Annotated in this window: 12 protein-coding genes; 4 read left to right on the top strand and 8 right to left on the bottom strand. The window is 75.2% G+C overall.

Annotated elements, in window-relative coordinates:
- Positions 1-31: 31 nt before the first annotated feature.
- On the bottom strand, positions 32-487 hold the full coding sequence (locus DS079_RS12585) for a metallopeptidase family protein (RefSeq protein ID WP_053918226.1): 456 nt from the start codon (positions 485-487) through the stop codon (positions 32-34).
- Between the two features lie 101 nt (positions 488-588).
- Between DS079_RS12585 and DS079_RS12580 the strand changes: the two genes are divergently transcribed.
- Entirely contained in the window at positions 589-1,026 is a 438-nt protein-coding gene (locus tag DS079_RS12580; protein WP_164736242.1) for a DUF3499 domain-containing protein, read from the top strand.
- Positions 1,019-2,725, top strand: coding sequence for a phosphomannomutase/phosphoglucomutase (locus DS079_RS12575; RefSeq protein ID WP_126988221.1), 1,707 nt, complete (start codon positions 1,019-1,021; stop codon positions 2,723-2,725). The genes DS079_RS12580 and DS079_RS12575 overlap by 8 nt, the downstream gene beginning before the upstream one ends.
- On the opposite strand, the gene DS079_RS12570 is transcribed toward DS079_RS12575, so the two are convergent.
- On the bottom strand, positions 2,726-3,577 hold the full coding sequence (locus tag DS079_RS12570) for an RDD family protein (RefSeq protein ID WP_126988219.1): 852 nt from the start codon (positions 3,575-3,577) through the stop codon (positions 2,726-2,728).
- Between the two features lie 117 nt (positions 3,578-3,694).
- Between DS079_RS12570 and DS079_RS12565 the strand changes: the two genes are divergently transcribed.
- A complete protein-coding gene (locus DS079_RS12565) occupies positions 3,695-4,690 on the top strand; it encodes a stage II sporulation protein M (RefSeq protein WP_126988217.1) in 996 nt (331 codons plus the stop codon).
- Between the two features lie 103 nt (positions 4,691-4,793).
- Here DS079_RS12565 and DS079_RS17150 read toward each other — a convergent pair whose 3' ends face one another.
- The 6 genes from DS079_RS17150 to DS079_RS12540 all read right to left on the bottom strand — a co-directional run bounded on the left by DS079_RS17150 (position 4,794) and on the right by DS079_RS12540 (position 10,513).
- Positions 4,794-4,964 (bottom strand): hypothetical protein, encoded by a 171-nt coding sequence (locus DS079_RS17150; protein WP_164736241.1) that lies wholly within the window; start codon positions 4,962-4,964, stop codon positions 4,794-4,796.
- Between the two features lie 130 nt (positions 4,965-5,094).
- Entirely contained in the window at positions 5,095-6,393 is a 1,299-nt protein-coding gene (locus tag DS079_RS12560) for a DUF58 domain-containing protein (RefSeq protein WP_126988215.1), read from the bottom strand.
- A gap of 7 nt (positions 6,394-6,400) precedes the next feature.
- Positions 6,401-7,471, bottom strand: a complete 1,071-nt coding sequence (locus tag DS079_RS12555) for an AAA family ATPase (RefSeq protein ID WP_010549799.1) — start codon at positions 7,469-7,471, stop codon at positions 6,401-6,403.
- A complete protein-coding gene (locus tag DS079_RS12550; protein WP_126988213.1) occupies positions 7,468-8,700 on the bottom strand; it encodes a DUF4350 domain-containing protein in 1,233 nt (410 codons plus the stop codon). Before DS079_RS12550 ends, DS079_RS12555 begins: the two co-directional genes overlap by 4 nt.
- The gene (locus DS079_RS12545) at positions 8,697-9,350 is read right to left on the bottom strand and encodes a DUF4129 domain-containing protein (protein WP_126988211.1); all 654 of its coding nucleotides are present in this window, start codon (positions 9,348-9,350) and stop codon (positions 8,697-8,699) included. Before DS079_RS12545 ends, DS079_RS12550 begins: the two co-directional genes overlap by 4 nt.
- Complete coding sequence (locus DS079_RS12540) at positions 9,347-10,513, bottom strand: glycerophosphoryl diester phosphodiesterase membrane domain-containing protein (RefSeq protein WP_126988209.1); 1,167 nt, start codon at positions 10,511-10,513, stop codon at positions 9,347-9,349. Before DS079_RS12540 ends, DS079_RS12545 begins: the two co-directional genes overlap by 4 nt.
- Positions 10,514-10,762: 249 nt before the next feature.
- On the opposite strand from DS079_RS12540, the gene mtrA reads away from it, so the two are divergent.
- Positions 10,763-11,458 (top strand): MtrAB system response regulator MtrA, encoded by a 696-nt coding sequence (gene mtrA, locus DS079_RS12535; RefSeq protein WP_029360252.1) that lies wholly within the window; start codon positions 10,763-10,765, stop codon positions 11,456-11,458.
- Positions 11,459-11,463 lie beyond the last annotated feature (5 nt).

Here is an 11,463-nt window from a genome sequence, read left to right as displayed (position 1 = left end):
GGTGCGCGCGCCGCGCCGGTCGCGCGGCGGCTCAGAGGTCCCAGGCCTCCGGGTCGACGTCCTCCGGCGCGATCGAGAGCAGCGAGCCGATCTGCTCGGACAGCACCTGCCGCACCAGCATCTCCAGCTCCGTCGCGGTCACGCACCGCGTCTCCAGCGGCCGGCGGTAGACGACCACGCGCGGCGGGTGCTCGCGGGTGCCCGGCACCGCACGACCCAGCACCACCTGGGCCTCCTCCCAGGGTGCCGGATCCGCCGACGGCACCTCCTCGACGAGCACCTGCAGGTGCGCGAGACGCCGGGGGAACCGCTCGGTGAGCGCGGCCCCCGCATCGGCGACGAGATCGTCGAAGCGCTCCCGGCGCGTGCGATGGCCGGGCAGGTGCGGGGGGATGAGGTCCCAGCGCCGGCCGCGGCCGCGGCGGTCGCGGCGACGCGGGCCGAGCGGTCCTCGCGGGGCGGGGGCACGGCCGGGTTCGAGGTCCATGCCGTGCACTGTAGCCCCGCTCCCGCAGTGCCGGACCCCACCCTCGCCTCCCACGGGCGCGCCGCGCCCGCCGGGCCCGCGACCTGCGTACACTGCTGTGCGTGCCAGCTCGTGAATGCTCCCGGACCGCCTGCTCGCAGCCGGCAGTCAGCTCCCTGACCTTCGTGTACCAGGACTCGACCGCGGTGCTCGGCCCGCTCTCCCGCCTCAGCGAGCCCCATGCCTACGACCTCTGCCACGAGCATGCCGCCCGCATGACCCCGCCGCGCGGCTGGGAGCTGCTGCGGGTCGCCGGCGGCGAGGACGTCAGCGACGACCTCGTCGCCCTCGCCGACGCCGTGCGCCGCCCCGCCGCGCCCGCTCCCGGCCAGGGCCCGCACGGCCCGGTCGGCAGCGCCGGCCCGGGCACCCCCGACGGCGCACCCCGCGGCACGTCGCGCGCAGGAGGCCACGGCCCCCGCGACGCCGGCGGCCGCCCCGCCGGCCGTCCTGCCGAGCGCGACCGCCACCTCCACGTGATCAGGAACAGCGATGACTGAGACGACCCACGACCTGTCCGCCATCGTCAAGGCGAACGACATCCGCGGCGTCGCCGGCGAGCAGCTCACGGCCGAGATCGCCCGCGCGCTCGGCGCCGCCTTCGCGGACGTCCTGGCCGAGCCCGAGCTGATCGTCGCCCACGACATGCGCCTGAGCTCCCCGGAGCTGTCCCGCGCCGTGATCGAGGGCGCCGTGCGCCGCGGCGCGATCGTCGCCGACGCCGGCCTGTCCTCCACCGACCAGCTGTACTGCGCCTCCGGCCTCCACCGCGCGGCGGGGCTCATGATCACCGCCTCCCACAACCCCGCCCGCGACAACGGGATGAAGCTGTGCCTGCCCGGCGCGCGGCCCGTCGGCCGGGACTCGGGGCTCGAGGACGTGCGCCGGGGCGCCGAGGCGTATCTCGCCGCCGGGGAGATCCCCGTGCGCGGCGAGGGCCGCTCCGAGCGGATCGACACCCTCGAGGACTACGCCCGCACCCTCCACGGCCTGGTCGACCTGCCCGCGGGCCGGCGACTGCGCGTGGTGGTCGACGCGGCCGACGCGATGGCAGGCCTCACCGCCCCCGCCGTGCTCGGCCCGCTCGAGCAGGTGGAGCTGATCGAGCTGCACTTCGGACTCGACGGCACCTTCCCCCACCACCCGGCCGACCCGCTGCGGCCCGAGAACCTCCGTGATCTGCAGGAGGCGGTGCGCCGCGAGGGCGCGGACCTCGGCCTCGCCTTCGACGGCGACGCGGACCGCTGCGTCGTGCTGGACGAGACCGGCACCCCGGTCCCGCCCTCGGCGATCGGGGCGCTGATCGCCTCGCGCGAGATCGCCCGTGCCCGCGCCGCGGGGGAGGAGCGTCCCCGCGTGGCCGTCAACGCGGTCGCCTCCCGCCACGTGCACGAGGTCATCGCGGCGGCGGGCGGCGAGATGCTGCTGACCCCCGTGGGCCACGCCGGCATCAAGCGGATCATGGCCGAGCAGGAAGCGGTGGCCGGGGTGGAGCACTCCGCCCACTACTACTTCCGCGACTTCTTCTTCGCCGACTCCGGCATGCTCGCCGCGCTGCACGTCCTCGCCGCGCTCGCGGAGACCGACGGCACCGCCTCCGCTCTGGTGGCCGAGCACTCCCCGTACGCCGGCAGCGGCGAGCACAACTTCCCCGTCGACGACGCGGTCGCGGCCACCGCCCGGGTGCGCGCCCACGCCGAGTCGCTGCCCGCCGCGCGGATCGACGAGCTCGACGGGCTCTCCGTGCACCACTGGGACGAGCACCTCGCCCCGGACGAGCGCTGGTGGCTCTCGCTGCGCTCCTCGCAGACCGAGTCGCTGCTGCGCCTGAACGTCGAGGCGCAGGAGCGGACGACGATGGAGCAGGTGCTGGACCAGATCCGGACGCTCGTGCTCGGCGTGGCGGACGCCGCCGAGTCGACTCCCGAGCCGGCCTCTGCCGAGCCGACCCCGGAGACCTTCCCCGCTGCCGTTCCCGCGAACGCTCCCGAGGTCTCTCCCGCGCAGCTGCCGGCCGGGGCGAGCGGCGCCGACGTGCCCGGCTGGGTGCGTGCGGCGCTGCGCTGCCCGGACTGCGGCGGGGTGCTGCACGACGTCGACGCCGCCCTCCAGTGCACGGACTGCGGGCGCGTCCACGCGGTCGAGGGCGGGATCCCGGTGCTGATCGCCGGCCGCGCCGAGGCGCCGTCGGCCGACTGATCAGGCCGAGAAGGGCACCGCCCGCACCTCGGCGGCCAGCTCCTGCTGACGCTCCTGCGCCCTGCGCAGCCGCATCTCGTCCCGTCGTGAGCGCTCGGCGAGCACCGCGGCGAGGAACTCCTCCGGCGGGGTGCCCGGGGGCGGTGCGGGCGCGACATGCGGCAGCGTGCGGCGCAGCAGGTCCCGCGAGAGCTGATGGCGCGACTCGGCGTTGATCTGCCCGGCCCGGGGCAGGAAGGCGCGGATGTCCTGCAGCAGCGGCAGCGGGAGCCGGCCCACGTCCGCCGCCTGCGCCCAGTCGCGCAGCGAGAGCGGGACCTCGATGCGCTGCGGAGGATGAGTGCGCATGCGCTCCTGGATCACCATCGTCCCGGCCAGCAGGTCCCCGATCCGGCGCGAGCGGCGGTCGATCACGGAGCAGACCAGCGCCACGGCGCCGGTGGTCGACCAGATCTCGAACATCGCCATCACTGCGCGCAGCACGCTCTGGCGCACGTGCACCGGGCCGCCGTCGTCCCGCACCACCCGCGTGCCCATCACCAGCCGCCCCACGGAGCGGCCCCGCAGCAGCAGCTCGCTGAGCACCGGATAGCCGACATAGGCCAGCACCGAGGCGAGCAGGACCCCGGCGGCGAGGAAGCCGTCGTCCAGGGCGGCGCGGTCCGCGAACCATGCGATCGACAGGATCCCCCCGATCAGCAGCGCCAGCTGCAGCACCCCGTCGATCACGGCGGAGACGATGCGGGTCGCGAAGGAGGCGGTGCGCAGGTCGAGCAGGACCGCATCGCCGGTGATCAGCGCGTCGCGGCGGCTCGAGGGGGAGACGGCCGCCGCAGTGCCCGAAAGTGCCATGGCCCCATCCTGGCAGGAGCGAGGAGGTGCCGTCAGCGTCGAGCGTCGGCTTCCGGCCGGGCCGCCCCCGACTTTCGTCGGCCGTGGACGGGGACGGGGGCCGCCTACCCTGTCTGCGTGGACACCGACGCCTTCATCGCCGTGCACCGGCCGCAGTGGGACCGTCTCGAGGAGCTCACCCGCGCCCGCACCCTCGACGCGGGCGGCATCGACGAGCTGCTCGCGCTCTACCAGGAGGTCTCCACCCACCTCTCCAGGGTCCGCTCCACCGTGCCGGATCCCGCGCTGATCTCCCGGCTCTCCCTCCTGGTCCACCGCGCCCGGCTGCGGATCACCGGGACGCGGATCCCGCTGTGGAAGCACGCGCGCACCTTCTTCTGGGAGGACCTCCCCTCGGCGCTGTTCCAGGCCCGCTGGACGGTCGCGCTCGCGGCGTCGATCTTCCTGCTCTCCTCCCTCGTCTCCGGGCTGTACTTCGGCCTGGACGCGACCGCGCGCGAGCTCGTGGTGCCGGAGGCGCAGCAGCGCGCCCTCGCCCAGCGGGACTTCGTCGCCTACTACTTCGAGGGCGAGGCCTCGGGCTTCGCCGCCCGGGTGTGGACGAACAACGCGTGGATCGCAGTGCAGTCCGTGGTGCTGGGGGTGACCGGTTTCTGGCCGGTCTACATGCTGCTGCAGAACGGACTGAACGTCGGTCTGTCGGCGGGGGTGCTGGGCGCCTACGGGGGACTGGACACCTTCTTCGTGTTCATCCTCCCGCACGGCCTGCTGGAGATCACCGCGATCGTCGTCGGCGCCGGTGCGGGTCTGCGCACCTTCTGGGCCTGGGTGCGCCCCGGCCCGCTGCCGCGCCCGTGGGCGCTCTCCCACGCCGCCCGCTCCCTGGTCACCGTCGCGATCGGGCTGGTGCCCGTGCTGCTGGTCGCGGGGTTCATCGAGGCCTTCGTGACGCCGAGCTCCCTGCCGCCGGCGCTGCGGATCGCGGTCGGCGCGGCGGCCTGGCTGGCGTTCCTCGCGTACATGCTCGTGCGGGGCCGCCAGGCGCATCGCGCCGGGATCTCCGGCGACCTCTCCGAGGAGCTCGTCGGCTCCCGCGTCGCCACCGCCGCCTGAGCGCCGAGCCCGGTGATCGCCGCCTGAGGGCCGAGCCCTGCGACGGCGGCCAGGGCTGGGGGCCGAGCACCGACGGTGCGGCCTGCTCGAGGAGCCCGGGCCCTCACTTCGGACGACGCCCGATGACCGGCCCGTCGCGGTCGAGCTCGGCAGCGGTGCCGGAATCGAGGCCCGCCATCTCGCCGGCGGCCGCGGCATATCGCCGGGACGACGTGAGCGGCGTGAGCGGCTCGGCCAGCGCGGCCCTGCCCGAGCCAGGCAGCGGCATGGTCATGTACCGGCGCTGGGCGTACCAGTACGACGATATAGGCGTACTGGTACACCCAGCGCCCGTGGCTGACCATCCTGACTACGACCACGACCACGACGGCGGGTGCGGCTCCTGGTGCGGGGAAGCGGCCGGGTCAGAGCCTGCCGGCGGCCTTGAGGGAGAGATACGCGTCGGCCAGCGCCTGCGGGGCCCGGTCCGGCGGGGCGTCGACGACGTGCGCGCCGACGCGCTCGAGGGCATGGGAGACTCCGGCGCGCTCGGAGCGGGCGCGCTCCGCGGCGGCGGCCCGGTACACGGTCTCGAGATCGCCGCGCCCTCCGGCGAGCTCCTCGAGCGCGGGATCGGCGACCGAGGCGAGCACCAGGGGGTGGTCCTTGGCCAGGCGCGCCGCGACCGGCAGCAGCCCGGAATGGAGCACCTGCGCCTCCACCGGCGTGATCAGCACGACGAGGGAGCCGCGGCGGGTGCGGGACTCGATCGCGGCCGCGGCGCGCTCCCAGTCCGTCTCCACCAGCGCCGGCTCCACGGCCGCGGTCGCGGCGACCATGTCGTGGAGCACCTTGGTGCGGGTGGAGCCGAGCACCGAGACGTGCGGGATCCGGTCCACGCACAGCAGGTCCACCCGGTCCCCGGCCTGCCCGGCCAGCGCCGTCAGCAGCAGCGCCGCGTCGAAGGCGGAATCGAGCCTCGTCGCCTCGCCGAGGCGTCCGGCGGAGGTGCGGGAGGTGTCCACCACGATCAGCACGTGACGGTCCCGCTCGGGCCGCCAGGTGCGCACCACCACGCTGCGCCGGCGCGCGGTCGCCCGCCAGTCGATCGAGCGGACGTCGTCGCCGTCCACGAAGTCGCGCAGGGAGTCGAACTCGGTGCCCTGGCCGCGCTGGTGGATCGCGGCGAGCCCCTCGATCTCCCGCAGCCGCTGCACGCGGGAGGGGAGGTGCCTGCGGGCGCCGAAGGGGTGCAGGGCCAGCATCCGCCCGAGCGCCGGGACGCGGGCGCTGCGGCGGGCGAGGCCCAGCGGGCCGAGCGAGCCGATCAGCAGCTGCCGGGAGCTGTGCTCGCCGCGCCGCGTGGGCGTGAAGGACTGGGCGATCGCGCGCCGCTCCTGGCCGGGCAGGTCGAGGCGGCTGTGCTGGGAGGCGAGGCCCGCGGTCGGGTTCCAGGCGTCGCGCACCTCGAGCCGTGCACGGCGCGCGGTGGTGTTCGTCAGCAGCAGGCGTCCGGGGACGGTGCCGCCCAGACGCACCTGCGCCGGCGCCTCGCGACGCACCCGGATCCGCTGCGGGGCCGGGGCGGCCAGCGCATCGGCGAGGACCACGAGCGCCCACAGCGCGAGCAGGATCAGGACCACCCACCACAGCGGCCACAGCACGATCACGGGCAGCGCGAGCAGCGCGGCCAGGGCCGCGCGCGGGGTGAACGAGATCCTCATGGGGCGCTCAGCGGGGGACCGGCACGGAGGCGAGGGTCGCGGCGAGCACGGCCTCGACCTGGGTGCCCTCCAGCTCGGCCTCGGTGGTCAGCCGCACCCGGTGCGAGAGCGTCGCCGGGGCCATGGCCTTCACGTCGTCGGGGGTGATGAAGTCCCGGCCCGAGAGGTACGCCCAGGCGCGGGCGGTGCGCAGCAGCGCGATCGCGCCGCGCGGGGAGACGCCGAGGGTGAAGCTGGGGGAGCGGCGCGTCGCCCGGCACACGTCCACGATGTACTGCACGACGGGATCCTCCGCGGCGACGCGGGCGACGTCCTGCTGGGCGCGATGCAGGGAGGGGACGTCCACGACGGCGCGCAGGCCCATGGCGGCGAGATCGGTGGTGTCGAAGCCGTCGGCGTGGCGGCGCAGCACGTCCACCTCGACCTCCCGCTCCGGCAGCGGCATCACAGCCTTCAGCAGGAAGCGGTCCAGCTGCGCCTCGGGCAGGGTGTAGGTGCCGTCGAACTCGATCGGGTTCTGCGTGGCGACGACGAGGAAGGGATCGGGCAGGGGGCGGCTCGCCCCGTCGATCGTCACCTGCCGCTCCTCCATCGCCTCCAGCAGCGCGGACTGCGTCTTCGGGGGCGTGCGGTTGATCTCGTCGGCCAGCAGCAGGTTCGTGAACACCGGGCCCTCGCGGAAGACGAGGTCGCTGGTGGTGTTGTCGTAGACGAGGGAGCCGGTGATGTCTCCGGGCATCATGTCCGGGGTGAACTGCACGCGGCGCATCCGCACGTCGAGCGCCTCCGCGAGGGAGCGCACCAGCAGGGTCTTCGCGACCCCCGGCACGCCCTCGAGCAGCACGTGCCCGCGGCACAGCAGGGCGACGACGAGGCTGGTGATCGCCGCGTCCTGGCCGACGACGCCCTTGTGGATCTCGGCGGCGAGCCCCTGCAGCTGCGCACGGGTGTCGACGTCGACCGCGGGGGTCGACGGGGCGACGGCCGACGCATCGGTCTGGCCGCCCTGCGGGGCGGGGGAGGGCTGGGGCGCGCCGGCGCCGGGGGCGTCGGGCCGCGGCGGGACGGGGTCGGTCATCGGTCGATCTCCTTCTCGAGACGGTCGAGGTCGTGGGCGAGGCGCACGAGGTCGCGGTCGGTGGCGACGGGGGCGGGGCCGAGGAGCGCACGCAGCTGCTCCGGGGACTCCTCGACGTGCGGGGCCAGCGCCGCCAGGAGCCCGTCGAGCGCGGACTCGTGGCGCAGCCCGAGCCGGTCGGCGAGGCGGGTCGCGGCGGCGGCGCGCAGGGCGGCGGCCGCCGCATCGCGGGCCGAGGCCTGCTGCAGGAGCCGTGCCCGGCCGAGCACCAGCTCCTGGGGGCGCACGGTCACCGGCAGCGGCTCGACCACCACGGGGCCGGGGCGTCGGCCCAGCGCGATCAGCCCCAGCACCGCGGCCAGCACGAGCCAGGCCGCGACCGGACCGATCCACTCGGGCAGGTGGTCGACGAGCGACGGCGAGGAGGTCCCCTGGGGATCCGTCGCCGAGGGGACGTACCAGGTCAGCTCGTCGGAGGCGGGCAGGGCGTTCAACGCGAGCGCGGAGTTGTCGGCCCGGCCCACGCCGTCGTTGGTGAGCAGGTCGGGGCTGCCGAGCACGAGCACCCCGTCGGACTCGGCGACGAGCGCGCCGCCCTCCGCCTCGAAGCACGTCGAGGCCACCGCATCGGTCGCGGTGTAGAGAGAGGCGGGCCCGTCCAGGGCGTCCTCCTCATCGGGCACCTCCAGCACGCGGGCGCCGTGGGACAGGTCCCCGCAGGCCGCGCCCGCCTCGACCCGCGTCTGCTCCCGCAGCGCGCCGGAGGGGGTGATGCCGGAGGTGAGATACGAGAGGGCGACGAAGTCGGGCCGGAGCACGATCAGCCGGCCCCCGCCCTCCTCGCGCGCCTCCGCGAGCGTCGTGAGCTGCTCGCCGCTGAGGCTCTTCGGCGCGGTCAGCAGCACGGTCCCGCCCGCCCGGAGGTCCTCGGCGGCGTCGGCCGTGTGCCGCTTCGTCTCGACCTCGACGCCGAGGTCGCCGAGCACCTGGACGACGGCCTTCGCGCCCTGGCCGGTGGGGGCGTCGGGCTCGAGCGGGCCGTCGCGGTACAGGCCCCGCGCCACGGAGACGAGGACCGCGGCGATCACCGCGAGGACGACGGCGGCGACGAGCCAGGGCCGGCGCCGCTCCTGCGCGGCGCCGGAGGGAGCGCCCGCTCCCGGCGGGGCGGCGTCCGTCCCCGCCGCGCCGCGGGGCGCGGCGGGCTCGGTCGGTGCGGGGGCGCTCATGCGGGGGTCCCCGCCTCGGCCTGCTCGAGCGCGGAGAGGTCGGGGGACGTCTCGGCGATGTACTCGGCCAGGCGCAGCATGTCCTCGGCCGGCTTCCCCCCGACGCTCCGCACCGAGTAGGCGGCCGTGTCGAAGGCGTCCGCCCCGCGCTGGAGCCGGCCCCGCAGGTCGGGGAAGGTGAGCGCCGCACGGGTCGCGGCCTCGTGGGCGGTCATGCCGGTCGCGACGTCCAGCAGGGTGCGCTCCTCGAGGTCGCGCACCAGCGCGCGCAGCGCGAGCACGGTCCCGTCGTCGGTGCGTCCCGCGTCGATCGCGTCGCGGGCGGCGCCGCGCAGCTCCTCCCCGCTGAGCACCGGCTCGGCGTCGAGCGCCGCGTCGACGGCGAGGGCGGGGCTGCGGCGCAGCAGGCCGGTGCGCCGCAGCACCAGCACCACGACCGCGGCGAGGACCAGCGCCAGCAGCACCGCGATCACGGTCTGCATGGCCGAGGACCCGTCGACGCCGTCGACCATGCGCGCCAGCCAGTCCTCGATCGCGCCGAGCAGCCAGGCGACGAAGCCGGGGGAGTCGTCGTACTCGTCCTTCGCGAGCTCCTCGAGGATCCGCTCGCGCGCCTCGTCGGGGCCGAGCCGCGGTGCGGCCGGGATCATCGGGCCCCGTCCGCCGCCCAGGCGTCACGGGCCCGGCGGGTGAGCTCCACGTCCCAGGCCTCGTCGCGCATCCGCACATCGGCGTACAGCGCGGTGTACCCGGCGGAGAGGAACGGAGCCAGGAGGAAGGTCGCCAGATACGTGCCGAGCATCGAGAGGATGGTCAGCAGAGCCACGCCCAGCACCACCGCCTCCCCGGCGCTGACCAGCAGGATCGCAAAATATGCGATGCCGGCGACCATGCCGAACACCCCGGAGACGGTGTACGTGACGACCATGTACAGCACGTACAGCAGCACCGCGATGCCGAGCACTCGCCACAGGCGCCTGCCGCGGGTGAGCGCGAAGCCGCGGCGGATCGCGCCGAGCACGCCCGTCTCCTCGAGGACCAGCGCCGGGATCGCCAGCACGGTCCGCGCCCACAGCCACAGCATCGCCAGCAGGCCCACGACCGTGCCGAGCAGGATCGGGAGGATCGTCAGCCAGCCCGGCTCCTGCACGATCAGGATCGGCGCCAGCCCCAGCGCGAAGGGCACCGTGAACAGGATCGTCGACATCAGCGCGATGAGCAGGCTGACGCCGAGGGCGGGCAGGCCGCGGCGCCGCATCGTCGCCCACATCTCGGAGGTCGGGAGCGGCGTGCCGGTCGCCTCGCCGAGCGCGAGGCGGGTCAGGGCGACCGTGACCAGGGAAGCCGCGACCATCGTGACGAGGCCCGTGATCACGCTGGTGACCACGGTCAGGACGATGTCGCCGACGGTGCCGGTGAAGGGGACCTCGCTCGAGCCGGTGGGGTCCTGCATCGCGGCCTGCATGTCGCCGATCATCGGCATCATCCCCGCCCCGGTCGACAGGGTGATGAGCACGAAGGCGACCCCGTACACCGCGGCGGAGACGCCGAGCACCGCACGGGTGCGCAGGCGATAGATCCGCACGGCCGCACCGAGGATCTCGCCGAGCCCCAGCGGCCGCAGCGGGAACAGCGGCACGGACTGCACCAGCTCGCGCTGCGGCGCGCCCGTCGGGGCCGGACCTCCCGGCCCTGCGGGACCGTCGGGCGCGGAGGGGGCCGGCCGCCCCCAGCTGCCGGGGCCGCCGGAGCCTCCCGGGCCTGTCGGCTCGCTCGGGACCTCCGCCCCGGGGGCGGTCCACGGACTGCTCATCGGTGCTCCTCCATCGGCTTGTGCTCGTCCCCGTCGCAGCGGGTCGAGCAGGACTGCTGGAGCCGACCCTACGGAGTGGTGGCCCCGCCGCCGATACGACGAACGTCGACACCCCGGCGTCTTCCGGCGACCGGGCGTCGCGGTGCAGGGCGTCGTGGGGCGGGGTGCGGTGCTCGGGGCGCCCGCGAGGCTACCGCCCGGACACCCCGGCGGCCGGGCTCCCCGGCGTCGGCCCCGCCCGGTGGCACAATGGCCCCCATGACGACGCCTTCACGGATCCTCGTGGTCGACGACGATCAGGCGATCGCCGAGATGGTCGGGATCGTCCTGCGCGGCAAGGGCTTCGAGGTCGCGACCTCGCCCGACGGCGCCTCCGCCCTGGAGGCGTTCCCGCGCCTGCGCCCCGACCTCGTGCTCCTGGACCTCATGCTCCCCGGCATGGACGGCATCGAGGTGTGCCGCCGGATCCGCCGCGAGTCAGGGGTCCCGATCATCATGCTCACCGCCCGCACCGACACCGCCGACGTGGTCGAGGGGCTCGAGGCGGGCGCCGACGACTATCTCACCAAGCCCTTCGAGCCCGAGGAGCTGGTGGCGCGGATCAAGGCGCGGGTGCGCCGCGTCGAGCCGCCGACCACCGAGCAGCTGACCATCGGCGACCTCACGATCGACGTCGACGGCCACGAGGTGCGCCGGGACGGGGAGCTGATCTCCCTCACCCCGCTCGAGTTCGACCTCCTCACCCAGCTGGCCCGCAAGCCCTGGCAGGTCTTCACCCGCGACGTGCTGCTGCGCGACGTGTGGGGATACCGCCACAGCGCCGACACGCGCCTGGTCAACGTGCACGTGCAGCGGCTGCGCTCGAAGATCGAGCAGGACCCGGAGAACCCCTCGATCGTGGTGACCGTGCGCGGGGTCGGCTACCGCGCGGGGAGCGGGTCCTGAGCGTG

The sequence above is a fragment of the Brachybacterium paraconglomeratum genome (genome assembly GCF_003994255.1).
Taxonomy (GTDB): domain Bacteria; phylum Actinomycetota; class Actinomycetes; order Actinomycetales; family Dermabacteraceae; genus Brachybacterium; species Brachybacterium conglomeratum.
Note: the sequence above shows the minus strand (reverse complement) of the source record. Positions and strands in the feature narration are given on the sequence as shown.

Coding starts and splice junctions, on each gene's coding strand:
- DS079_RS12585 (WP_053918226.1), bottom strand. CDS start 487: ATGGACCTCGAACCCGGCCGTGCCCCCGCCCCGCGAGGACCGCTCGGC.
- mtrA (WP_029360252.1), top strand. CDS start 10,763: ATGGCCCCCATGACGACGCCTTCACGGATCCTCGTGGTCGACGACGAT.
- DS079_RS12540 (WP_126988209.1), bottom strand. CDS start 10,513: ATGAGCAGTCCGTGGACCGCCCCCGGGGCGGAGGTCCCGAGCGAGCCG.
- DS079_RS12545 (WP_126988211.1), bottom strand. CDS start 9,350: ATGATCCCGGCCGCACCGCGGCTCGGCCCCGACGAGGCGCGCGAGCGG.
- DS079_RS12575 (WP_126988221.1), top strand. CDS start 1,019: ATGACTGAGACGACCCACGACCTGTCCGCCATCGTCAAGGCGAACGAC.
- DS079_RS12555 (WP_010549799.1), bottom strand. CDS start 7,471: ATGACCGACCCCGTCCCGCCGCGGCCCGACGCCCCCGGCGCCGGCGCG.
- DS079_RS12570 (WP_126988219.1), bottom strand. CDS start 3,577: ATGGCACTTTCGGGCACTGCGGCGGCCGTCTCCCCCTCGAGCCGCCGC.
- DS079_RS12560 (WP_126988215.1), bottom strand. CDS start 6,393: ATGAGGATCTCGTTCACCCCGCGCGCGGCCCTGGCCGCGCTGCTCGCG.
- DS079_RS12550 (WP_126988213.1), bottom strand. CDS start 8,700: ATGAGCGCCCCCGCACCGACCGAGCCCGCCGCGCCCCGCGGCGCGGCG.
- DS079_RS17150 (WP_164736241.1), bottom strand. CDS start 4,964: ATGACCATGCCGCTGCCTGGCTCGGGCAGGGCCGCGCTGGCCGAGCCG.